Annotated in this window: 20 protein-coding genes; 10 read left to right on the top strand and 10 right to left on the bottom strand. The window is 38.2% G+C overall.

Going from position 1 to position 22,920, the window contains the following annotated elements; translation table 11 throughout:
- Window positions 1-2: 2 nt before the first annotated feature.
- The 6 genes from JYB62_RS11955 to JYB62_RS11930 form a co-directional block, all read right to left on the bottom strand.
- Complete coding sequence (locus JYB62_RS11955; protein ID WP_205645671.1) at window positions 3-3,248, bottom strand: SNF2-related protein; 3,246 nt, start codon at window positions 3,246-3,248, stop codon at window positions 3-5.
- Window positions 3,249-3,387: 139 nt separating this feature from the next.
- The gene (locus tag JYB62_RS11950; RefSeq protein ID WP_205645670.1) at window positions 3,388-4,242 is read right to left on the bottom strand and encodes a BT4734/BF3469 family protein; all 855 of its coding nucleotides are present in this window, start codon (window positions 4,240-4,242) and stop codon (window positions 3,388-3,390) included.
- A 78-nt stretch (window positions 4,243-4,320) separates the two neighbouring features.
- A complete protein-coding gene (locus tag JYB62_RS11945) occupies window positions 4,321-5,526 on the bottom strand; it encodes a P-loop NTPase family protein (RefSeq protein ID WP_205645669.1) in 1,206 nt (401 codons plus the stop codon).
- A gap of 4 nt (window positions 5,527-5,530) precedes the next feature.
- Window positions 5,531-5,815 carry a helix-turn-helix domain-containing protein gene (locus tag JYB62_RS11940; protein ID WP_205645668.1) on the bottom strand — a complete coding sequence of 95 codons (285 nt, stop codon included), beginning with the start codon at window positions 5,813-5,815 and terminating at the stop codon, window positions 5,531-5,533.
- 52 nt (window positions 5,816-5,867) lie between these two features.
- On the bottom strand, window positions 5,868-6,470 hold the full coding sequence (locus JYB62_RS11935) for a hypothetical protein (RefSeq protein WP_205645667.1): 603 nt from the start codon (window positions 6,468-6,470) through the stop codon (window positions 5,868-5,870).
- A 5-nt stretch (window positions 6,471-6,475) separates the two neighbouring features.
- Window positions 6,476-7,801 (bottom strand): site-specific integrase, encoded by a 1,326-nt coding sequence (locus JYB62_RS11930; RefSeq protein ID WP_205645666.1) that lies wholly within the window; start codon window positions 7,799-7,801, stop codon window positions 6,476-6,478.
- A gap of 873 nt (window positions 7,802-8,674) precedes the next feature.
- Here JYB62_RS11930 and JYB62_RS11925 point away from each other — a divergent pair.
- Window positions 8,675-8,839 carry a hypothetical protein gene (locus tag JYB62_RS11925; RefSeq protein ID WP_205645665.1) on the top strand — a complete coding sequence of 55 codons (165 nt, stop codon included), beginning with the start codon at window positions 8,675-8,677 and terminating at the stop codon, window positions 8,837-8,839.
- Window positions 8,840-8,850: 11 nt separating this feature from the next.
- Here the strand turns inward: JYB62_RS11925 and JYB62_RS11920 are convergent, their stop codons facing one another.
- The gene (locus JYB62_RS11920; protein WP_205645664.1) at window positions 8,851-9,693 is read right to left on the bottom strand and encodes an AraC family transcriptional regulator; all 843 of its coding nucleotides are present in this window, start codon (window positions 9,691-9,693) and stop codon (window positions 8,851-8,853) included.
- Between the two features lie 172 nt (window positions 9,694-9,865).
- Here JYB62_RS11920 and JYB62_RS11915 point away from each other — a divergent pair, with 172 nt between their 5' ends.
- The 5 genes from JYB62_RS11915 to JYB62_RS11895 all read left to right on the top strand — a co-directional run bounded on the left by JYB62_RS11915 (window position 9,866) and on the right by JYB62_RS11895 (window position 14,661).
- Complete coding sequence (locus tag JYB62_RS11915) at window positions 9,866-11,029, top strand: cytochrome P450 (RefSeq protein ID WP_205645663.1); 1,164 nt, start codon at window positions 9,866-9,868, stop codon at window positions 11,027-11,029.
- Window positions 11,030-11,033: 4 nt separating this feature from the next.
- Window positions 11,034-11,342, top strand: a complete 309-nt coding sequence (locus JYB62_RS11910; RefSeq protein WP_205645662.1) for a 2Fe-2S iron-sulfur cluster-binding protein — start codon at window positions 11,034-11,036, stop codon at window positions 11,340-11,342.
- An 8-nt stretch (window positions 11,343-11,350) separates the two neighbouring features.
- Window positions 11,351-12,592, top strand: coding sequence for an NAD(P)/FAD-dependent oxidoreductase (locus JYB62_RS11905; RefSeq protein ID WP_205645661.1), 1,242 nt, complete (start codon window positions 11,351-11,353; stop codon window positions 12,590-12,592).
- A 135-nt stretch (window positions 12,593-12,727) separates the two neighbouring features.
- On the top strand, window positions 12,728-13,846 hold the full coding sequence (locus tag JYB62_RS11900; protein WP_205645660.1) for an alcohol dehydrogenase catalytic domain-containing protein: 1,119 nt from the start codon (window positions 12,728-12,730) through the stop codon (window positions 13,844-13,846).
- 11 nt (window positions 13,847-13,857) lie between these two features.
- A complete protein-coding gene (locus JYB62_RS11895) occupies window positions 13,858-14,661 on the top strand; it encodes an alpha/beta hydrolase (protein ID WP_205645659.1) in 804 nt (267 codons plus the stop codon).
- Between the two features lie 429 nt (window positions 14,662-15,090).
- Here JYB62_RS11895 and JYB62_RS11890 read toward each other — a convergent pair whose 3' ends face one another.
- Window positions 15,091-16,005 (bottom strand): TolB family protein, encoded by a 915-nt coding sequence (locus tag JYB62_RS11890; protein ID WP_205645658.1) that lies wholly within the window; start codon window positions 16,003-16,005, stop codon window positions 15,091-15,093.
- A 385-nt stretch (window positions 16,006-16,390) separates the two neighbouring features.
- Entirely contained in the window at window positions 16,391-16,795 is a 405-nt protein-coding gene (locus tag JYB62_RS11885) for a DoxX family protein (RefSeq protein ID WP_205645657.1), read from the bottom strand.
- Window positions 16,796-17,288: 493 nt separating this feature from the next.
- Here JYB62_RS11885 and argB point away from each other — a divergent pair, with 493 nt between their 5' ends.
- Genes argB through argJ form a run of 4 tightly spaced genes read left to right on the top strand, consistent with a single transcriptional unit; the run spans window position 17,289 to window position 21,569 of the window.
- The gene (gene argB / locus JYB62_RS11880; protein ID WP_205645656.1) at window positions 17,289-18,104 is read left to right on the top strand and encodes an acetylglutamate kinase; all 816 of its coding nucleotides are present in this window, start codon (window positions 17,289-17,291) and stop codon (window positions 18,102-18,104) included.
- Window positions 18,105-19,301, top strand: a complete 1,197-nt coding sequence (locus tag JYB62_RS11875) for an aspartate aminotransferase family protein (RefSeq protein ID WP_317194667.1) — start codon at window positions 18,105-18,107, stop codon at window positions 19,299-19,301. It abuts the gene before it with no gap.
- Window position 19,302: 1 nt separating this feature from the next.
- Window positions 19,303-20,346 carry an N-acetyl-gamma-glutamyl-phosphate reductase gene (gene argC / locus JYB62_RS11870; protein ID WP_205645655.1) on the top strand — a complete coding sequence of 348 codons (1,044 nt, stop codon included), beginning with the start codon at window positions 19,303-19,305 and terminating at the stop codon, window positions 20,344-20,346.
- 11 nt (window positions 20,347-20,357) lie between these two features.
- Entirely contained in the window at window positions 20,358-21,569 is a 1,212-nt protein-coding gene (argJ, locus tag JYB62_RS11865; protein ID WP_074225435.1) for a bifunctional glutamate N-acetyltransferase/amino-acid acetyltransferase ArgJ, read from the top strand.
- An 80-nt stretch (window positions 21,570-21,649) separates the two neighbouring features.
- Here argJ and JYB62_RS11860 read toward each other — a convergent pair whose 3' ends face one another.
- Entirely contained in the window at window positions 21,650-22,897 is a 1,248-nt protein-coding gene (locus JYB62_RS11860; RefSeq protein ID WP_205645654.1) for an NAD(P)/FAD-dependent oxidoreductase, read from the bottom strand.
- Window positions 22,898-22,920: the final 23 nt, after the last annotated feature.

Genomic DNA, 22,920 nt, shown 5'->3' with positions numbered 1-22,920 from the left:
AATTAGTAAGTTAAATACCCTGAAAGAATTACTTCCCGTTTCTGAAATTTTCTGGCATTTTGTGCTCCTTCTACAGCTACAAAGCGAATATGCCTTTCTAAAATATGTAATACTTGAAGTGGGTCAATAGTTTTCTCCAAGTCTTTTTTGATAATTTGGGCTGTTTTCTTTGCTATAGTTCCTTGTGCAAGCATTTCTTTCACCCCATTGATAAACTCATCATTAGAATCGGTGAAACCTTTGAAGTTCTTAAATGATCTATCCTTCAATCGGTTCTCAATGTATTTTGCGTTTGAACGACCACGGTTTCCAGAAGAAACTTCATCCCCTACAGTTGTATCCAGTTCAAATCTGGATTTATTGATTTGTAATAAATGGTAGTATTCATTTGGGATGTTTGCCCTCTTTGTTTCAGCTTTGCATTCTAAGACTTTCACTGCATCAAAAAAATTGATTTCATTGGAGGCTCCTGATTTATTAAGATAGAATTTTTTGAGTCTTCCTATCCTGAAAAAAGTTACCAATTGGTCCGCTGTTAATTCCTCTTTTCGAAATCCCGAACGGGCCTTCTTGGGTAGATTTTTGATTTTTTCAAATAAGTCTGGTTGTTCGTCTCTTATTTTCCGCATCAATTCGAGGTACTTTAATTCGGAATCACCTTCCCCTTCTTCCCCTGTGTAAGCTGTCTTGCTGTTCAAAGTGTTAAACAATTCCTGACTGCCAAATTCCTCTCCATCGCTGAGGTACTTTGCGTCTTCACCCAAGATGTCATGAAACATTTGGATCTTGTTGGTTATGTTCACTTCTAACCCTAAATGTTCATCTGATTGGGTGGTTGGGAAAAAGTTGAAAATGTGAACTTTTGGAAACTTGCTTCCTAATCTATTGACACGCCCTGCTCTTTGAAGTACCCGAGTTGGGTTCCAAGGCAAATCGTAATTCACTAGTACATTGGAGCGGTGGAGGTTAATTCCTTCTGCCAACACATCGGTTGCAATGAGTATCTTCAAATCATCTGCTTGTTCTTTTTGTTTTCGATTTGGGTCATAATTGGCTGTGATTAAATCACGGGAAACTACATTGTTGGATGTTAGTTTCTTATCAGTGTGCCTCCCCCCATTGCTGGAATAGAACATAACTTTGCCGGGAAATTCATCGATCAAAGCGTCATAGATGTAATCTCCCGTTTCTTTAGATTCGGTAAATACGACTAGCTTATTTTTTTTAAGGGCGTAGGTTTTTTTTAATTCCTTTATGAACTGCTCCAATTTAGGGTCTGTGTCCACTTTCTTCCAAAGCTCTTTTACTTCTTTTAGTAGCTCCAAATCAAATTCAAGCTTTGTGATAAACTCTTTTCTGAAGTCTTTTGAATCGTATTTATGGGCTTTTTCATCTTCTACAAAAGCCTCTAATTTTTCGATATTATCACTTTCGATCAGATCATAGACATCTATCTTTTTACTGATGTAGATCGTGCCATTATGATACATTTCTATGAATTTTTCATAAGAGATAATGAAACGTTCAACACTTTGGCGAAAAGCATGAAAACTGCTTTCCAATCTCTTCACCAATATTCCTTTCATAAACCCTCCAATATTGCGTTGTTGCTGTTTTTCAAACTCACTTAACGTTTTGTTACCAATGTAATAGAGCAAAGGAGTGTATCGAGCATAGGTGAATCCAGCCAGCTTTAGCATAGTTTCTTTAAAAGTAATTTCCAATTCACCTTTGTATTCGTAAACTATTTTTTCAGGATTGTTCAAGTCTGGGAATGTAAGACCCTGCATTTTCATGTCTTGACTGAAATAAGTCATTACATCTTTACGGGTCCTTCGCACCATTACATATCGTAATATGCTGTTTCTTATGTCATCAGAAACCTCTTTGATAAGCTTCTTATAGTTCGGATCTGTTTTTTCTAGCTTAGAAAACTTTGTTCGGAAATTTGCGAAGTACTTTTCAAGATTTGGAATTCCGGGGATAGTTGAATTTTTTGGTGCCTGAAATAATTTTAATTGGGCAAAAATATCGTCAACAGTGTTGTTTAAAGGAGTGGCAGTAACCAGAATTACTTTCTTCCCTCGACAGATGTCTAATAAATTGGCATATGATTGAGTTCCTTCATTTCTGAAACGGTGTGCTTCATCCACTACAATATAGTCGTAACGCTCCAACCCTTTTTTGATAATGTGCTCCAGTTTGCCAAGGGATTCTACCTCAAAACTTCTAATTCCAAAATCAAACAATGAATCTTTCCAGTAATCCTTCAAAACTGGCGGACAAATGACTAAAGTTCTTCCTTGGAGTTGTTGGAGAAGCAATGCTGTCACAAAGGTTTTACCCAAGCCTACAACATCTGCAAGGAAAACACCATTATAGGTATCAAGAATTTTCTTGGCTTGAATTGCTGCCTGGTTTTGGTACTTCAATTTCATAAACCCTTCTGGCAAAAACGGTTCAAACTCATCGGCTAGATTGATGTCTTCTTCTAAATATTCATAAATCAGTTTGAGGTAAAGTTCATACGGCTTGATTTGATCATTGAGCCATGTTTTATTCTGTATAGTATCAATAAAATCGTCCGAAATATCAACTGACTCTTTCCAAAGTGCATTAAACTGATTTTCCGCAAAAAGCACATCCCTTTTGGTTCGAAGTTCAACGTTAAATTCACGATTTGCCACAAATCCAGATTCTGAAAAATTACTAGAACCTGTAATCACAAATCCATAATCCCGGTCATCTGGTTTGAACTTTCCGATGTAAACCTTTGCGTGAATATTCTTCGATGGATAAGCTCTAATTTCTAATTTTTTGCCATTGCCATGATAGGCTTGATCCATGGCTATATCTTTGCAATCAGTTTGAAGAAATTCAATGAATTTTCGAATTCCTAACTCTAGGCTATTGTCATTCTCATTGCTATTCTCAATCTCAATTTTAAGATTCTCTTGGTATTGTTTTTTGGTTCTTTGATGTGATTCGAAATCAATCATTCCCAATTGCTGGTGATATTGTATCATATCGTATGAATCTCTATCAATACTTAAACCAACAAGAATTCTTATTTTCTCTACTGGCTCTAGAGCGTCGTACAACTGATAAAATCCACTTGCTCTAAAATAACCAACTAAAACATCAAAAAGCTGGGTGTCTTTTAATGTTGATTTAAAACGACTAAGTAGAGTATGACCAGTTTCATTGGTGAAAAAGGTTAGATCAGTTTTATCGAGTGAATTACTCATTATTTACTGTTAATCAGTGGGTTTAATAAAAGAGGTCTAAAAGAAGCTTAAAACGTGATTAAGCCTTCCGTCTAAAAACACTTCAACTTACGAATTGAATGTAAAAATGCCTATCATTATTTTAACATAAAAGACCAATTCAAGTTATTGGATATTTCACTCCATCTGAAACTCCCATTTTGATAGCTTTAATCTCTTTTTTCTGGGTTGAGATTGAATCAGCTGATCCAAAATAGCTCAGATAGTTTTGAATCAATTGCTCTTCAGAACCATAAGGTAAAACACCTGAGGCAATATAGCCTCCCAAAAGTCTTCCGACTTTGAGCCGAGTCGAATGTCTGTCCCCTGGAACTGCAGAATTCATTTTTTCGATTAACCAAGTTAGTAATATTGAAGGCTCAGCTGGAAAACTTGTTCTGACTGGCTTAATGATGATTTCTTTAGGCCGATTGAAGAGACTGGCTTTATGGTTGAAATAAGCATCTTCATCAAAGCTGTAACCTCTTAGGCTTGCCACACTTTTTGGTTTCTGGTCTAATTCAATTCCCCAGTTCTGGAAAGTTTCCTGAATTGCATCAAAATACAATTTGTGTTTAGATATATCAGGAGGTATAGGAATCAACCCCCAATATCCTGTTCCAGAAACTGATTTACCTAGGTAAGCAATTTCAGGAAGTTTGATCAGTTCAGATTTTAAATCATCCCAATTGACAATGTGGAGGTTGTCTTGTCGGTCTAAATCAATTTGAATCAGACCCGAATGGTCTATAATTCCTGACTCGCAGCGCTTTGAGAATAAACCGCTAGGCGTCATAGCGGGAAGAGTTGCTTTCAGCTCATCCCGCTTCGCCTTCTCATGGATTCCTCGAATTTCCTCTACTTGGGATCTGTATTTCTCAGAACTTAGCCAAGTGAGTAAATTAACCGACTTGGGATTTTTAGACTCACGGTAGTTTTTAAAACAGCTGACCTGAACATTTAGGACCGATTTCATACTTGGATACTTGGTTATTTACTTAGTTAACTGAGTTAGGGTACTTGGTTAGTTATTGGCGTATTCATATAGAACCTTCTAACTAACTAGCTTCTGATATTTTTTAACCATTTCCTTACGCTCCCAATTTTCAGGGATGTATTTGTATTTAGCTTTTGGACTTGTTTCTTTGCCTAATCTTTCTATTACATTCATATCCAAGTAATAGGACCTGAATTCTTTTGCCTTGCTATCGCCGAGATCGAATTGATTTTTTATAGCATCCATTAATTCCTTAGGAGCTATGATCTTATTGTTCTGAAAAGTAGAATCTAAAAACTCTTCATGTTTCAATTGGATAATTGTGGTAGGGTCTTTTCGTTTTTTGTCTGGTGATAAAGTAGATGCTTCCCAGTCTCCAATGATCTGTGGTAAACCATTTTCATCAATCCTGAATGCAAAGGGTTCTGGGCATAATCCACGAGTGAATTCTGCTTCCACGATTGAGACTTCTTTGTTTGAAGGATCCACCCTAACAGTTAAGGTTGTTTCTGCCTTGTTAATCAATTCCGTACCGAGATGTCCCCTAGCGTTGTTATCACCTTTGTTTTGATGTAATACTGTTATAAGATGAATGTTTTTTTGCTCTGTCCATTTCATCAGATAGGTTGATACTTCTGTTGATTCTGTTTCATCATTAATAGAATTGACTAAATCTCTCGCCCCATCAATTATTACTACAGCTAAATCATGGGATGAATTAATGACGTTGTCAATGATTTCAATTCGCTCTCTAGGTGAAAAAGGCCTAAGGCAGTAAACTTCAAGGTTTTCAGGAGGATTACAATTTGTAAGCTTTGCTATTCTCCTATATACAAGTTGTACATGAAACCTGCTTTGCTCTGTATCAAAGTAAATTATTTTGTTTTGCCCTAGAGGGAGGTAGCCTTTTAGAATTTGAAGTTCCCCTCTTATCATTGCTCCAATAAATAGGGATTGAGTAAAAGTCTTTCTACTTTTTGCTTTTCCCGTGATAAGCGTGAAGTTGCCTAGTGTACCAAAAGGGATTTCCTCTTGCCCTGAATTCATACTTAGGCAAACAGGAGGATGCTCAATTTCTTCAGAGAAATCTAATTTTGCGGAAATGATCCTAGGATCAATTGGTTTAAGATTTAATGATGATCTAGGTGGGATATTGACCTTGATTTTTGTATTTTTATGTTCTGCTATTGATTGGATACCAGTTGCAGGAGTGGCACTTGAAGAATCTAATTCCTCATGTGCCATTTTCTTTTTTGGCAGCATGGGATTAGAATTTTACAGTTTTTACTTCAGTAAGTGCAGCTTCAATATCTGATTCCTTATAAAGCACTCTGCCTCCAATAACATGTGACTTGATAAGTCCAGCCTTTGTCCAGGATCTTAATGATACTAATGAAGTTTGTAGCCTTTTGGCAGTCTCTTTCCTTGAATAGTAGGATTCAGTTTTGGGCTCCTCTTTGGGGATTGGCCTGAATTTTTCGAGAGCTTCTTTAACTGAATGATTGATGATTCCGGTTAGCTCTTCTTTAGTGGTTAAAATGATTTCGCTCATATCTTAGTTGTTTAGATTGAGCGCATTTTAATGGGGGTAATTGGGAGGGGTACTACAAATAGTACCCCTTTTTTATTTTATTTATTAATTCTTTAGCTGTTCTATCATCTATATTTTTCGTGAAATACCTTGGCTTTTTTTCTCGAATATGTCTTACAGTGTCTTCATGAACACAAAGTATTTTACTTATTAGGAGGTCCATTTTTTCATAGGAAAATTCTTTGAATTCTTTTTTTACTTCAAAAAGTTCAAGAATTAGTTGATATCGAATGGACGCTTTTGGGAAGTTTTTTTTTGAAGTGGTTCTAATTATATCTTCTTTTTGTAATAATTCTTTTAACTCATCAGTATGATTTTTCACAAATTCAATTATCTGCTTTTTTGAAATAGAAGGAATTGTTGTAAAATCAATCTGGGTGATTTTTTTGCCTTTATACTTTTCCGTGAATTCAGGATTTTCTAAATATTGAGATGCTAATAATTCTTCCCAACCTGTTGGCAAAACATAATTCTGAGATTTTAGGATTGGTTTCAAAACCTTTATTTTTTGTTTGAATTTTACTTTTTCCTCTTTTATCCAATTTTGTAATTCTGTAATTGATTTTGACAGCTCTTCCTTTGTCGGATTCACAGAGTTGTTTATTTCTTCATTCATTGTTTTTATGATTTAGCCCAATGTTCTAAAAGTCTTTTTGCATTCTCCTCAGGAGTGACTTTAATATAGGCTAAAAAAGCCTTCTCTGTAGTATGACCTGTTATTTTCATTATGCTGATTGCAGGAAACCCGCTCAAATAGACATTTGTGGCAAATGATCTTCTTGCGGTGTGCGTTACCACATACTTCCATTTAATGCTTTTTTCTCTAAATTTAACTCCACCTCTTACCCCCTCCTCATAAATAGTTACTTTTAATAAATCCACTTTTTCTGCAATCTCCTTCAATCCGTTGTTCATATTTTGATTGGATGTGGCAGGTGGTAAACTGTTTGGATACTTGCCATCATATTTTTCTAGTATTTTTCTAACCATCCAATGGACAGGAATCACAACAGGAGTTTCTGTTTTGAATGTCTTGATTTTGATAAAATCACCTTCAATATCTTCAGGTTGTATATTAGTGAAATCGGAGAATCGAAGACCCGTCCAACAACCAACAATAAACAGATCTCGAATCCGCTCTAAATGCGGTGTGTTACTTAGATCATGATAATAAATAGCTTCAATTTCCTTCTCGTTCAGGTATATTGAAAACCCAGGTTCTTTCGGGGCTTTAAACTGTCGAGATCGATAATAGAGGTTATGATTCACTCCATTTTCGGTTGCCCATGCTAAGAAGGTTTTAATGACTTGTATGTATTTGCCAACATTATTTATGGAGAATGCTTTTTTAATAATCTTTTTTTCCCCATTCGGTTTCTTTTCTGAAATTTCTGTGTTCAAATATTTGACATATTTCGTGTAGAAGGATTTGTCAATTGATTCAAAGGTGAGTGGATATGTCTGTCCGAATTCCCTTAAAGACCTCAATACAGTATTGTACTTCTGAATTGATCTTTTGTCAAACTTTCTTCCTTTTGGAGTGAGTCTCGTCCCGTCCTTGGATTCTTCAATGAATAGCTCAAAGTAATCGAGGAGTTTCCAGTTTTTCTTTTCATCTACCTCTTCAAAAGGGATACTTCTACCCAGCTCAATATCCAATTGATTTTTCAACTCTTCTGAAGTTGGTAGCCTTTCCAATTCTGTTTCAAGTTGGAGCAAGGTTTTTTCAGCTGAATCCTTCAAATGTTTAAGGGTGCTATTGAAGACTTTTGCTTGGGGGAATTCTCTTACTTGTCTGGCCTGTTGGTCACGCTCATTCCAAAATTTGGGATGAATGCTTTTTTGGGATGGATACTTCACACGGATTGATCCGAAACTGATCATAAAAAGTATGGGGGTTTCACCATCCTTTTTCTTGTCCCGAAGGTAGAAGTTGAATTTTGCCATGTTTGCTTGAATTGATTGGACAATTCAATTTAGACAAAATTTGAGTCGGGGTACACTTTGGGGTACACTTTAATTTAATATATTTGATGATATCTGAATTTAATTTTATTGCATTATAATGTTTATATCTACTATAGGCCTGTTTTTAGAAAAATTCAATTAAATAAGATTAAGATCTATGTAGCGCTGTTCCCGCTACTACGAAGCCGATCAATTTTGATCGGCTTTTTGTGTTTTATAGGGTTTCTGATGCGGTTTGTGTAATGATGAATTCCAAATGATTCCAAATGAGTCAATTTTGTTCCACTTTTAGATTCATTTTTTTCTAATATTTTAAACTTTCCTTTTCAACAAATTCCAGAGGTTAGTTTATTCTTTGGAATTATTGTTTTTCAATTACTCTGAATTTCCATGACTCATCTCAAATTGGAATTTGACGCTTTCTTTAAAGTCATTTATCTATGATGGATTTAAACCTGAATTTATTATTCTTGAAGCACAACACCCTAAGTAAGATTTGGAAAGTGAATAAAAAGATGGCTTAAATTGGCAAACTTTAGAAACTCCAAATCATGTCTTAATTTCTTTAAAGAGACACGGTTTTTACTCAGTTCAATGGATTCATGTAAGACACTCTTTTAGGATTATCAGCCTACAGATTCCGGTTCATGAAACATAGCTGGTGCAACCTAGCGGAAAGCGTTTCATCGATATTGCGTCAGTTGGAAAGATTCTTGGAATTTGGAATATTAAATTGAAGGGGAATTGGTTCGTAGGGTTTTGGGCAAGGATATGATCGATCCAAAATTTTATACGAATGCTGAAGAGCTCGGGAATACTGCCAAGGATACACGAACTGGGTTGAGTTAGGAAATGGATATCATCATCAATGTGGAGGATCAAACCTGGAGATCCAGTCCTGAATCAGGTTTACAATCAGAAACCTACACGCCTACTGATTCAGAATTGGCCAATGTAGAGGATCATACCTTCAGAGTGAAGTGGATAAGAGTGTATAAGCCAGTGGAAAAAAAATAGGCGATCATATTTTAGCTTTTCTGGAAAAACTGTTTCCTGTACTGGGCAGGCGATACTTGGTAGGATTCGTTGAATTTCTTATGGAAAAAAGGAAGTGAATCGTAACCACAGGCATAGGCGATTTGCGCTATGGGCTCCTCCGTGTCCAACAGCATCCTCGCTGCATGGTTTATTCTATATTCATTCAGAAAGGTAAAGAATGGCCTTCCCATCATCTTGGTGAAAAATCTTGAAAAGGATTGCTCGGAGAGATTTACTAAATCCGCTAATTCTTTTAGATAAATTTTCCTCCCAAAATTTTCTCCTACAAAGTCATGGATTTTGGCCATTCGTGTGCCGTATTCGCTGGGAATATCATCTGTAAAACTCGCGGCTGAAAGTGTGTTATAGGATGCTTTACTAAGTGCTGAAAGTATGCCCAGAAGTTGAATATAAAGCTCTTGCCCTGACAAATCCGGGAAGGTTTTAATCAGAGGAATTAGGTGATTCACCTGCTCCTTGTCAAAAATCAAACCTCTGGAGGCTGTCTTTAACAATTGATGAATTGAGTCTAATTCTGGCACTTCGGGAAAAATCCCCAAATTCCATTGTACTACGTATGATTTGGAGTTTGATGCCTGAGAGGTGTTGTTTTTCCAACAATGGGGAAGATTTGATCGCAACAAAACCAATTCTCCTGGCTGGTATCCACCTACATAGTCCCCAATAAATTTGGTTCCCACACTTTCTTCAATGTAGGTCAGCTCATGCTGAGGATGGAAATGCCAGGGTGTTTCAAAATCCTTTTTATCAAAACAGAAACCTAAGATAGATTTCTGATTTCCTAAGGGGATGGGTTCTAAAATTGGCTTCAAAATCTTGTAGTGATAGTACGGTTAAATTTACTATTTAATCAATTTTTCATCCAAAAACATCAATAGGCGACATAATAGATTACTTATTGGTGAAAATAGGGAAGTTATCTGAAGAGTTTTTTGGCAATTATTGTAAATCAAGAAACAAGGCCCTAACCTGAAACCGAACTCCATGAAAAAAAGTGAAATACCTGATCCTTTTGCAGCGCAGAGGTCCAAATGTGGCTATGAGACTATAGATGACCAAAATGATCCAGTGACCATGTTGCTGCGACACAAAGATGTCAGGAAGACTGCACATAATTACAAGACCTTTACCTCAGAGACGATTCCTGGAAGGATTGTCGTTCCCTCTGAAGTGAATATTCGTGATACGCGGCAGATTCCATTTGAAGTGGATCCTCCAAAACATGGAGCATACAGATCAGTTTTGGAAGCATGGTTTAAGCGTCCCATTAATGCGGATTATCAGGAAGCATTGACTACGATAGTCTCAAGTATTATTGAGGAGATGTTGGCTAAGGAATCCCTGGAAGTGGTCAATGAATTTGCGCTTCCCTTACAGTCCCGTGCCCTGACGCTTTTGCTCAATACGCCTTTCAAAGAGTCAGAAATCTGGATATCCTGGGGGACACACGTTTTTCGTAGTGAAGGAGAAGCTTTGGATGCGGATAAAGCCATTGTACTGTATGATTATATAGACCGTGAACTTGATCGTGCGATCGCCAATCCATCTGATGACTTGTATTCGGTACTTATGCAGTCAGATTTTGATGGGAGAAAGCTGACCAAAGAAGAAGCAAAAGGGGTGATGGTTTTGACTTTCGCCGGGGGTCGTGATACAGTAATTAATGCAGTCACCAATGCAATCGCCTATTTTGCTGATCATCCTGAATCCTTGGAAAGGCTGAGAAAGGAGCCTGAAATCATTACTAATGCAGTAGAAGAAATGATCAGATACTTTTCGCCTTTGACGCATATGGGTAGGGTAGTAACTGAAAATACAATTGTCTGTGAGCATGCAGCAAAAGCAGATAGTCGGGTTTCTTTATGTTGGGCATCTGCCAACAGGGATGAAAATGTTTTTGAAAATCCGAATGAAATAGTTTTGGACCGAAAAATTAATCCGCACGTGGGATTTGGTTTTAGTCATCACAATTGCCTTGGAGCTACACATGCCCGACAGATTATGAGAATTCTAGTAAAAGAATTTTCGGAGAAAATTAAATCAATAGACATTCTTGATATGAAAGAGAATATCGAAAAATGGGGCAAATTCCAACGAAAGGTAGGCTACCATAAAATCAGTGTGAAATTCAATGCAACAACCCAATAAAGAAATGGCAAAAATTACTTTTATAACGAGCGATGAGCAAAGAATTACTTTGGAAGGATATTCAGGTTCTGTGATGGCATTGGCCGTGGAGAATGGAATAAAAGGGATCGACGGTGATTGTGGAGGAGTATGTTCTTGTGCCACCTGTCATGTTCATGTGGCTCCTGAGGATCTATCGAAAACCGGTGAGGCAAGCGAAATCGAAGCAGATATGCTGGAATTGGATGATGATACGGATCAATACAGTCGTCTTTCATGTCAGTTGCAGATCAGTGAGGAGCTTGATGGATTGGTACTTCGTGTTGCCAAATAAGATTGCTCATGTCTGAAAACTTAGGGAAAAATCAAATCTGTTTGATCATTGGAGCAAGCCATGCAGGGGTAAATTGTGCATTTGCGTTGCGAAAGGAAGGGTGGGAAGGAAAAATAATACTACTGGACTCAGATCCAGAGTTGCCTTATCATCGTCCTCCTCTTTCCAAAACTTACCTGTACAATGCCGAAGCTATAGGTCTAAATCTTTTGAAGTCTGCAGAAAGCTATGCCAAGGAAAACATACAGTTACTCCTTAAAATCAGAGCGCTGAGAATAGATCGAAAAACTCAAATAGTACAGCTGGATAATGGAACATGGCAAGCTTACGATAAACTGGTCCTTGCCACTGGAGCTCGGGCGATGATCCCGTCTATCCCAGGTTTGTCCGAAGCAAAACATGTTTATCCGTTACGAACAGCCGCCGATATCAATGAAATTCGGAATAAAATTTCTCAGAATTTCAGTCAGGAAGTAGTCATCATTGGTGGTGGGTATATCGGTCTGGAGATCGCAGCTTCCTTAAGAAAGTTAGAAGCAAAAGTTACGGTATTGGAGCGGGAATCCAGAGTGCTTGCACGTGTCACTGCGCCTGAATTGTCTTTGTTTTTTGAGAATCTTCATGCGGAAAACGGAGTATCTATTCACTGCAATAAGAAGGTCACTGCCATAAAGGGAGGAAGTGAAAAAACACAGATTATTTGTGCAGATGGTTCCAGTTTTTCTGCTGATATGCTAGTGCTAGGAGTGGGTATTCAGGTGAATTCTGAATTGGCCTCGGCATCGGGATTGGAAATAGAAAATGGAATACGAGTAGATTTAACAACTCTTACTTCGGATGAGCATATCTATGCGATCGGAGATTGTACCAATCATTTCAACCCTCACTACCAGCGATATCTCCGGCTGGAGTGTGTTCAGAATGCAGTGGATCAGGCGAAAATCGCTGCTGCGGCGATTTGTAGTAAGGATGTTTTCTATGATACGATTCCTTGGTTTTGGTCTGATCAATATGAAGTGAAATTCCAAATGGTAGGCTTATCTACTGGTTATGAGGAAGCAATTTTGAGAAAAGAATCAGAAAAGGTCTTCTCTATTTGGTATTTTAAGGGAAATGAGTTGCTGGCAGTTGACGCGGTGAATTCTGCGAAAGCTTATGTTTGGGGTACCAAATTTATCAAAAGTGGAGAACAGATAGACAAAGCAAAATTGAAGAATTCTGAAGTTGAACTCAAATCAATCGGTAAGTAAACTCACTTGATCATAAATATTAGTAATCTTACTGAGGGTTAGGTTCTTAGTATTTGAGTTTACTGATAATAGCAAAATATATTGTGACCTCTGGGCCAATCTTTGTGTTCACTGTAGTTTTAAAAATTTCATACAATGTCAATTATTTCAAAATCAGCCGTAGCAAAAGGAGATGGTACTTTTAGCATTTGTAATGTCAGTATTTCTGAACCGGATTCAGATGAGGTGCTGGTAAAAATGAAGGCTGCTGGGCTTTGCCATACAGATTATGACTCCTTAAGCTGGGGCAAACCCATAATAATGGGACATGAAGGTGCCGGAATAGTAGAGAAAGTTGGAGCTAAAATAACTCATGTAAAACCTGGTGATCAGGTGATTTTGAACTGGGCTACGCCATGCATGCATTGCTTTCAATGTCAGGAAGGCAATCAACATATTTGTGAAAACAATTCTCCTGTAGTCGCAGGAGGAAATGGACATACCCCTGGACAAGCCACTTTGGGAAGTACCAAGTGGGAGGGAAATGCTATTGAGCGCTCATTTAATCTGGGTACTTTGAGCGAGTATACCCTAGTAAAAGAGTCAGCAGTGGTGAAGGTAGAAGAGCCAAGTTTGAATTTTTCTGCTGCCAGTATTATCAGCTGTGGTGTGATGACCGGTTACGGCTCAGTTGTGAATGCAGCCAAATTAAAAGCTGGAAGTTCCGTAGTGGTGTTGGGTTGCGGAGGAGTAGGTTTGAACGTGATCAATGCCTGTCAAATCTCAGGAGCTAGCCTAATCATAGCGGTGGATATCAATCCAGCCAAATTGAAAATGGCGAAGGAGTTTGGAGCTACAAAAGTGATTTTGGCTGAAAAAGATGATGTCGGGCTGATCAGTGCTTCTTTAAAAGTAAAAGAGATGCTAAGAGGAAGAGGGGCCGATTATGCTTTTGAATGCACTGCGATTCCTGCCTTGGGTGCTGCTCCCTTGGCCATGATTCGGAATGCAGGGACAGCAGTGCAAGTGAGTGGGATCGAAGAAGAAATCACGATAGACATGCGGCTTTTTGAATGGGACAAAATATATATCAATCCCCTCTATGGAAAATGCCGCCCTCAGATTGATTTTCCTATTCTTATGCAATTGTATAAAAATGGGCAGCTTAAACTAGATCAAATGATCAGCAAAGAGTATGAACTGGATGATTTACAACTTGCATTTGATGATATGCTCGCTGGAGTAAATGCCAAAGGAGTTATCGTTTTTCCTTAAAGCTATACACTATGAACAGTTTTAGATCCATAGAATTGTCAGACGAAATGTTTGAACAATCAGGCCTTCGTTTTTTGACGGTCAAAACGCCAAATCTTAAAGGAAGAGGGGATATTTGCCTCTATGTGCCAAAAGGGATAAAGAATCTAACCGACCTTCCCATCTACATTTTGCTACATGGAGTTTATGGATCTGCTTGGGTATGGGCGATGAAAGGCGGCGCACATGTGACAGCAAAGCGACTTATGGAAAGTGGTGAAATACGACCAGCTATTATTGCGATGCCTTCGGATGGACTTTGGGGAGATGGTTCGGGATATTTAGCTCACCAAGAGCTGGATTTTGCGGAGTGGATTGTATCGGATGTACCAAAAGCAATCAGAGAGAATATTTCAAACGCCAGTGAAAAATCCCCAATCTGCATAGGGGGGCTTTCTATGGGAGGGTATGGAGCTTTGAAATTGGGAGCTCAATATCCTGAGATTTTTTCTGCTATTTCCGCGCACAGTGCCATCACCAGGTTTTCGGAGATGTCTTTATTTGTAGAAGAATCTCTCGAATCCTATAAGCTTCGGAATACTGAAAATGATGTAATAGATTTGGTCAAAAGGAAAGTAGACTCTTTACCAGCTATCCGCTTTGATTGTGGAGTGAATGATGAGTTGATTGAAGGAAATCGTCTACTCCATAGTCAATTTAAGAAACTGGGAGTAAACCATGAGTATGAAGAATTTTCCGGTGGTCATGAATGGGAATATTGGCGGAAGCATTTGAAAAAAAGTCTTTATTTTTTTGATATCCAAGGTAGAAATTAACCTTTTTAATGCAAGGATTAAACGGGGTTTGGAATAAAATGTCTTCTAAAATTGGTCATAATATCAACTGATCGATTTAGTAATATTTTAAGATGCTTGAGTTAACTAACTGTAATCTAGGAACTGATGATTATTGTTATATTTCGTGTTCTCGGAACGTACTAAAGTACGAGATGAAGCAAAATCCAAAACCATTCAAATAGATTCAATTCTAAATAAAAGAAAAAAGACCATTCAAAACCCAAATGCCTCAAAAGTGCTTATAGGGCGTTTTGAACCACTTTTAAATGATAGGATTCAAATAAATTTAAAATTGGATAAGCAAAATAAACCTATCCCCTTTTTGTATAATACGCTGTAAAAATAGTTGTTTTTAGAGTCCTGTTCCCTCTACTACGAAGCCGATCCATATTGATTCGTTTTTCTTTTTTAAATATCCTTCAACGCATATCGTACATAAGCAAACTGGGTTCCTTCAGGATTCCAAGATGGAACATTGATGGTTCCCTGGCCTCCATAAAATTCCTCTGTTAAATCCTTCACTGCTTTTGATTCCAAATCAAGTAACCTCAGTTTTACCTGCCTGCCAAAAGGATGACTTTCTTTTTGATCTTCGATGTAGGTAATGATCGTTGCTACCTTGTTGTTCGGGGATATATGGGCAAACCAATTAGAATGATTGTCAAACGTCATTTGTTCGGGGTCGGAACCATCGGGTTTCATCCTCCAAATTTGCATCATTCCAGACCTATAGGAATTAAAATAAATAAACTTACCATCGGGAGAATATTCAGGTCCATCATCTAGACCTGATTCCGAAGTCAATCGTATTTCTTCACCTCCATTGGTGCTGATTTTATACACATCAAAATTATTGTTTCTCTGGGCGCAGTAAACGATATCTTTTCCATCAGGAGAAACTCCATGCCAATAGGATGGACTCAGTTCAGTGATCAATTCAGGTACTCCGCCTTCAGCTTCTACTTTATAGATATATGAACCTCCCCGTACATCAGGTTTTCCGCTGGAAATAAATAGGGTTTTCCCATCAAAAGTATATCCATGATCGTTATTGGCTTTTTGGATTTCTCCGGTATTTAAAGTACCTAGATTTTTTCCATCCAATCCGATTTTCTCCAATTTTCCCGCACTGTTTATTAAAAGAAATGTTCCATCAGGTGACCAATTGGGAGCTTCAAAGTGCCTTTCTTCTTCTAAAATTAAGGTGGATTCTCCTGATTGAAGGTCATAAACGTATAAAGAGCTGATCACTTGCTTTCCTTCAGGAACCTGCGCTAATAAGACATTGCTTAAAAGGAATAAGAGTAGGGGGATACGTTTCATCTGGTTGCTTTTGGGTTGAAAACTTGAAATCCATCAGGGATTATTTGCATAGATGGCTTTCCTGTACATAAGATAATGATTTGAAAATAATCCAGATAACAAACATACTTCACGTTTGATATTTACTATAATCTTAATTTTGGGCGAGTTTGTTGTATTTATTTCTTTTCTCTACTCATTATGAGTCAACCCCGTTTTTTTTGACTAGAAAAAATTGTGAAAGGGGGCTAACTGTTTCTGTCTATGTCAATGGCAAATTACTCTGCTAAAACGCTAGCAGTTTCTTAGCAGTTATAATTTTATACCAATAGCAAGAGAAGATTCCAATGAATTATTGTTTTGGTTTAATAGGAATTGTAGAAGAGTTACATGCATTTCCTAAGACTTAGAAAAGGCTTCGTTTTTTCTTTTTTAACCCATCAAAAGAATATTTTCCGGGTCCCATAATAGCGATGGCTATAAACACGACGATAAATAGAAGTGGTTTTTCTTTTGAGCCAAAGGGATCATCAGCATGTGCATAGAATGCGGCGGTGAGCATAGTAAGGATCAAAGGAATAGTAGCAAGCCTTGTTTTAAATCCTATCATGATCAGGACAGTACAAATTACTTCAGCTATGATTGCCAGGGCTAATGATATTTCTGGACCAAAGCCAAATGGGTCATGAAATCTTACAGGGCCTTCTCCAAAAAATCTGCTGATCTTGGGAATGCCATGAGTGAGCATCATGACTCCTGCACTCAGGCGAACCAATAATTTTCCAGCATTTTTTAAACCAGTATCCATCATGATTAAATAATTTCTAGTTGAATAGCTTAAATTATAATTATAGCTTTCATTTAAAACCAGATTTATAGATACTGCTCTATTTATTAACAATCGGTATTTAGATTTTAATTGGAGAGATTATTTGCCAATAAAACCGATGACCTATTTTTTCCCCAAGTTGGGGAATTTTGGTTTGTAAAGAATGGGGTTTTAAACAAGGTTTTTAAGTTTTTACTGACAGCTTGTCACCATTGTTCATGAAATAATAATATGTAATTGTATTATTCTAATGGTGAACTTTGATTTTTTCTATAGAACCATTGATTTATACAACTGAGAATTTTCGGTATGAAGGTTGTTCCAAAAAGCCTATGCTGAATCTATTAAAATAGCATAAAAATCAGTTATTCATTATTAAACAGTAGAAATTCAATTCTGATCGATTTTTGGAATGAGGATTCAAATGGAAAATTCATTTTAGAAAAAGATCAATTTATTATAAAAAAAAGTAAAAATGTCTAAGCAAAGAATTCTCATCAAATATGGTGGGAATGCGATGGTCAATTCAGACTTGCAAGAAGAGATTGCGATGCAAATTTTTAAACTTCAGCAAGCTGGTTTTGAAGTCATCATGGTTCATGGAGGTGGTCCATTTATCAATAAAGCGCTAGAGAAAGCAGCAATTACCACCCAGTTTGTGGATGGTTTGAGAGTAACGGAGAAAAATGCTTTTGAGGAAATCCAAAAAGCATTGATTGGCGAAGTCAATGCCGACCTTATTTCCACACTCAATAAAAACAACTTAAAAGCTATTGGCCTATCTGGAAAAGATGCTGGAATGGTTCAGGCCAAGAAACTACAACATACATCCGCCAATGGGGAATTGGTGGATTTAGGCTTAGTAGGTGAGATCACAGAGATTGATAGGGGATTACTGGAGACTTTATGTGATGCAGGTTATGTGCCAGTAGTAGCATGTATCGCTGATGGCTCGGATGGTCAAAGTTATAATATCAATGCGGATACTTTTGCAGGAAAATTGGCTGCAGCAGTGAAAGCAGATCAATTTATCGTACTGACGGATGTAGATGGGTTATTTTTAAACTACCCAGACCCTGACTCAATCATTCATGAACTTAACGAATCTCAGGTAAATGAATACATGGGGAAAGCTATTCAAGGAGGTATGATCCCGAAGATTCAGTCCTGTGTTTTGGCATTGAAAGAAGGAGTGAAGAAGTCCATTATTCTGAATGGAACGAAACCTCAACAAATTGCAGATTATGCGATCAAAGGAAAACAAATTGGAACTACACTGACAATCAAATAAATGATGAATAACCAAGATTTATATACTCAGGACAGGGAGAATTATTTACCGACCTTTAACCGGTTTCCTATTGCCTTTATCAAAGGAAAAGGAAGCCGGCTTTGGGATGCAGATGGAAAGGAATACGTTGATTTATTGGCGGGAATTGCAGTGAACAATGTAGGTCATTGCCATCCCAAAGTAGTTTCTGCGATCCAAAAACAAGCTGCTGAATTGATGCATATTTCCAATTTCTTCGTGAGCCCACAGCAGGTAGCACTTAGTGAATTATTGGTTAAAATTTCTGGCTTAGATCGGGTTTTTCTAACCAATAGTGGTGCTGAATCGGTAGAAGGAGCCATCAAAATTGCGAGAAGATATGCCCATAAACATGGTAGAGGAGGGAAGGTGATTTCCATGGAAAATTCCTTTCATGGAAGAACCTTGGCCACCATAGCAACCGGGCAAAAGAAATATCAAGATGGGTTTGGACCGATTCCTACAGGTTTTGCTCAGGTTCCATTTAACGATTTAAACGCTGTAGCTTCCGCGATCGATCAAGATACTGCTGCTGTGATCTTAGAGCCAGTCCAAGGAGAAGGAGGGGTAATACCAGTTGACAAGTCGTACCTTGAAGGACTTAGAAAGCTTTGTGATGAACGAGGAATACTTTTAATTTTTGATGAAATCCAATGTGGAATAGGGCGGACTGGAAAATGGTTTGCTAAAGACCATTATGGAGTGCAGCCTGATATTATGACCTTGGCAAAAGGACTGGGTGGAGGAATGCCTATCGGGGCAGTGCTTTGCAATGAAAAAGTTGCAGATGCGATCCAGTTTGGAGACCATGGGACCACTTTTGGTGGAAATCCTTTGGCAGCAGCTTCAGCTATTGCCACAATAGAAACTATTTCTGAGGAGCAATTGTGTAAAAAAGCCTCTGAAACCGGTGCTTGGTTAAAAGAAAAACTTGAAGAGCTGATAGATAAGCATGAGGAAATGGAATTTGTCCGCGGCCTCGGTTTGATGATTGGAGTAAAGTTAAAGTCCTCAGGAGCACCTTTAGTCAAAAGGTTGCTGGAAGAGGGAATTGTTGCAAATGCCACCGCAGGAGATATTCTAAGACTGGTTCCAGCCCTTAATATCCATCAGGAAGAGCTACAGATATTCTTAGATAAACTGGATGAAATTCTAATTGAAACTACAACTAACGCCTAACATGAATCCTCAAAAATTAAAAGTTGCCATTGTTGGGGCTTCTGGATTTACAGGTTCAGAATTGGCTCGATTACTAATTAGTCACCCAAATGTGACCATTTCTATGATCACGTCTGAGTCTCATGTAGGAAAACCATTTTCTGATTTACATCCTCAATTTTATTCCAGGTTGGATATTTCTTTAGAAAGTGCAGATCAGGTGGAAAAAGTGGACGTGGATATCATTTTTCTTGCCTTACCTCACGGAGTTTCTATGGACTTTGTAGCCAGATGGAAGGATAAAGGATCAAAAATCATTGACTTATCAGGTGACTTTAGGCTCTCTTCCAAAGAGGTTTATGAAGAATGGTATGGTAAGAAACATACCTATCCTGACGGATTTAAAACCAGTGTGTATGGTCTGCCAGAATTGTTTGCCAAGCAAATTGGTGATGCTGATTTAGTTGCGAATCCAGGTTGTTACCCAACCGCGTCCATTTTAAGTTTGGCACCTCTTTATGCACTTGGGATGATAGAGGCTGATTCGGTTGTCATTGATGCAAAATCAGGTTTAACTGGCGCAGGGATCAAAGCGAATGCCACGACGCATTTTTCCAATGTGAATGAAAACTTTAAAGCCTACGGGATTGCAGGGCATAGACATACCATTGAGATCGAAGAACAATTGGGTGGTTTAGCGGGTTCTGCCACCACGGTACAGTTTACACCTCATTTATTACCTGTAGATAGAGGTATTTTGGTCACTTCTTATGCCAAAGTCAAAGGAGATATGAATCAGGAGAAGCTGACGAAAATTTATCATGAGTTTTATCAGGATAAACCGTTTGTCAGACTTAGGAATCAGGCTCCGGGAATCAAAGATGTCAGAGGAAGTCATTTTTGTGATGTTTTCCCTGTTTGGGATACAAGGACATCCCGTGTGATCGTCCTTTCGGCTATTGATAATTTACTTAAAGGAGCAGCAAGTCAAGCTGTTCATAACATGAATCTAATGTTTGATTTACCTGAGGATACTGGACTAAATCAACTACCACTTAAACCTTAACAGGAAAAATAATGATCAAGAATATAACGAATGTAAGAGGTATTAAATGTTGGGGAGCACATACCGGCGTCAAGTCCATGAAGCGTGACTTGGCAATTATATATTCTGAAGTTCCCGCAGCAGCAGCAGGGACATTAACCCAAAACAAAGTGCGGGCAGAGCCTATCAAAATCACTGAAAAGCATTTGAAAAACAATAAAGCCCAGGTGATTATCTGTAATGCAGGGAATGCGAATGCCTGTACAGGAGAGCAAGGAAGAGAAGGTGCGGAGGCAATGGTAAAGACTACCGCAGAAATTTTGGAGATACCAGAAGATGATGTGATTGTGGCTTCTACCGGGATTATTGGTGTAGAGTTTCCTACAGAGGATGTGGTAGAAGGACTGAAAGTAAATCTTCCAAAATTGAGTGATGAGCTGAAAGCTGGTTCTTTTGTTGCAAATGCCATTTTGACCACGGATACCTTTGCCAAAGAAGGTTTTGTGGAATTCAAACATGAAGGGGAGTCCATCAATATGGGAGGGGTAGCCAAAGGTTCAGGTATGATTCACCCCAATATGGCTACTATGCTGGCATTTATTGTAACAGATTTTAATATCGATGAACATCTACTCCAAGAAGCGGTAAGCTATTGCGTAGATCGTTCTTTCAATATGATCACGGTAGATGGGGATACTTCTACCAATGATATGGTAGCTGTAATGGCCAATGGTTTGGCAGGCAACAGAAAGGTGACAAGCAAAGAAGATCCAGGTTATGAGTTGTTTCAAAACAAGTTGTTGGAGATTTTAACTCACTTGGCAAAACTGATCGTGTCTGATGGAGAAGGAGCTTCCAAATTCATCGAATACAAAGTAACCAAAGCCAAAACAGAACAAATTGCAAGAACCCTAATCCGGGCAATATCAGATTCTACCTTGGTGAAAACAGCCATGTTTGGTCGAGATCCTAACTGGGGAAGAATTGTAGCGGCCTGTGGCAATGCCGGCGTTCCTTTCAATTATAAAAAAGTTAATTTATTTATTGGCGATCAGAATCATCTTGTTCAGGTATTGGATAAAGGGAATCCTTTGGAATTTGACAAAGCTTATATGAAAAAGCTACTCAGAGAAAGTCAAATTCAAGTGTTATTGGAGCTTAATTCAGGTGAGGAAGAAGGCATAGGATGGGGCAGTGATTTGACCACAGACTATGTGATGTTTAATTCTGTATATACTACCTAAGTTTTAATATAATAGAATTTAAAAAAAAAGGCTTCCCAGATCACTGAGAAGCCTTTTTTAGATTAAAGAGATCGGTAGAATCAATTAAACCTGCCTACTTCAAATCCTTTGATTTCCAGGCTGGCATCTTTTTGTTGATGAAGCTCTGCAGTGACTTTTCCAGAAGCGGGAGCCAAGCTCACTCCCATCATGGAATGACCAGAATTTACCAGCACATTGGAATATCCTGGGGCGAAACCTATGTAAGGTAATCCATCTGGAGAGCAAGGTCTCAAGCCTTTCCAAATTTGATCCGTTTCTGGGAATTTTGCTTCAAAATCAGGGTAATAGCGATTGATCGATTCGTAAATCCCCTTAACTCGATTGAGGTTTATTTTTTGATTGGTACCTGTTATTTCCATGGTGCCTCCGAATCGGATTTGCTCTCCATAAGGACTTACAGCTACCTTCATTTCAGTTAAAATAGCAGCTTGTTTAATCTCAGGTTTGTTTTCCTGGATAAAGGAATATCCTTTTCCTCCCATCATTGGAAGAGTGAAACCAAGCATTTTAGCCAACTCCCCTGACCAGGATCCTCCACAAAGAATGACCTTCTCTGCTTCGATTTTTCCTTTGTCAGTTAATACCGCTTGTACTTTTCCTTGTGATTTTTCAAAGCCATGAACCTGCGTATTAGAAAGGAATGAAACTCCTTTCTCTTCTAAATAGCTTTTTAAGAAACTATATAACTTTCCAGGGTCCAAGTGGGCGTCTCCAGGGAATAAAACAGCTCCTCTGGCATTAACTTCAAGATTTGGTTCGATTTTCTGAATATCTTCTGGGCTTAGGATTTCGGCTTCCAAGCCATTTTTGCGAGCCAAGTGGGCAAATTCAACCTCCTCGGTTTCCACAGCTTTGGTTTGATAGATCATCAGCAGCCCTTTCTCCTGCAAGGCAATAGCAGATTCCGGATGTTCTTCCTTAAAATCAAGATAAAGCGCTTTGCTGAGTAGACTTAGATTTTTCAAATAAGGGATGCTTCGCTCTACATGGGCAGGGTTAGCTGCTTTGTAGAAAAGCAGTCCCCATTTTAGAAGTTTTGCATCCAATCTTGGCTGAATATAGAAAGGGCTTTTGGAAGAAAACATCCAGGATATGCCTTTGCTGATCATGCCAGGAGCAGCCAATGGGATAATATGACTAGGTACAATCATCCCTGCATTTCCAGTAGAACAATTGGCCTGTAGGTCAGTTTGATCAATAATCTGAACTTCGATCCCCTCTTTTTGAAGGAAATAAGCGGTAAATAACCCCGTAATTCCGCCTCCAATGATGATAGTTGGTTTCATAATTTAGCTTCAAGTACTTGGTA

The sequence above is a fragment of the Algoriphagus lutimaris genome (genome assembly GCF_017051705.1).
Lineage (GTDB): Bacteria > Bacteroidota > Bacteroidia > Cytophagales > Cyclobacteriaceae > Algoriphagus > Algoriphagus lutimaris.
This window is presented reverse-complemented; position numbering and strand designations above follow the sequence as displayed.

What these genes read in the sequence shown, in the direction of transcription:
- JYB62_RS11955 (WP_205645671.1), bottom strand. Translation starts at nt 3,248, where the DNA reads ATGAGTAATTCACTCGATAAAACTGATCTAACCTTTTTCACCAATGAA.
- JYB62_RS11950 (WP_205645670.1), bottom strand. Translation starts at nt 4,242, where the DNA reads ATGAAATCGGTCCTAAATGTTCAGGTCAGCTGTTTTAAAAACTACCGT.
- JYB62_RS11945 (WP_205645669.1), bottom strand. Translation starts at nt 5,526, where the DNA reads ATGCTGCCAAAAAAGAAAATGGCACATGAGGAATTAGATTCTTCAAGT.
- JYB62_RS11940 (WP_205645668.1), bottom strand. Translation starts at nt 5,815, where the DNA reads ATGAGCGAAATCATTTTAACCACTAAAGAAGAGCTAACCGGAATCATC.
- JYB62_RS11935 (WP_205645667.1), bottom strand. Translation starts at nt 6,470, where the DNA reads ATGAATGAAGAAATAAACAACTCTGTGAATCCGACAAAGGAAGAGCTG.
- JYB62_RS11930 (WP_205645666.1), bottom strand. Translation starts at nt 7,801, where the DNA reads ATGGCAAAATTCAACTTCTACCTTCGGGACAAGAAAAAGGATGGTGAA.
- JYB62_RS11925 (WP_205645665.1), top strand. Translation starts at nt 8,675, where the DNA reads ATGGATATCATCATCAATGTGGAGGATCAAACCTGGAGATCCAGTCCT.
- JYB62_RS11915 (WP_205645663.1), top strand. Translation starts at nt 9,866, where the DNA reads ATGAAAAAAAGTGAAATACCTGATCCTTTTGCAGCGCAGAGGTCCAAA.
- JYB62_RS11910 (WP_205645662.1), top strand. Translation starts at nt 11,034, where the DNA reads ATGGCAAAAATTACTTTTATAACGAGCGATGAGCAAAGAATTACTTTG.
- JYB62_RS11905 (WP_205645661.1), top strand. Translation starts at nt 11,351, where the DNA reads ATGTCTGAAAACTTAGGGAAAAATCAAATCTGTTTGATCATTGGAGCA.
- JYB62_RS11900 (WP_205645660.1), top strand. Translation starts at nt 12,728, where the DNA reads ATGTCAATTATTTCAAAATCAGCCGTAGCAAAAGGAGATGGTACTTTT.
- JYB62_RS11895 (WP_205645659.1), top strand. Translation starts at nt 13,858, where the DNA reads ATGAACAGTTTTAGATCCATAGAATTGTCAGACGAAATGTTTGAACAA.
- JYB62_RS11890 (WP_205645658.1), bottom strand. Translation starts at nt 16,005, where the DNA reads ATGAAACGTATCCCCCTACTCTTATTCCTTTTAAGCAATGTCTTATTA.
- JYB62_RS11885 (WP_205645657.1), bottom strand. Translation starts at nt 16,795, where the DNA reads ATGATGGATACTGGTTTAAAAAATGCTGGAAAATTATTGGTTCGCCTG.
- argB (WP_205645656.1), top strand. Translation starts at nt 17,289, where the DNA reads ATGTCTAAGCAAAGAATTCTCATCAAATATGGTGGGAATGCGATGGTC.
- JYB62_RS11875 (WP_317194667.1), top strand. Translation starts at nt 18,105, where the DNA reads ATGATGAATAACCAAGATTTATATACTCAGGACAGGGAGAATTATTTA.
- argC (WP_205645655.1), top strand. Translation starts at nt 19,303, where the DNA reads ATGAATCCTCAAAAATTAAAAGTTGCCATTGTTGGGGCTTCTGGATTT.
- argJ (WP_074225435.1), top strand. Translation starts at nt 20,358, where the DNA reads ATGATCAAGAATATAACGAATGTAAGAGGTATTAAATGTTGGGGAGCA.
- JYB62_RS11860 (WP_205645654.1), bottom strand. Translation starts at nt 22,897, where the DNA reads ATGAAACCAACTATCATCATTGGAGGCGGAATTACGGGGTTATTTACC.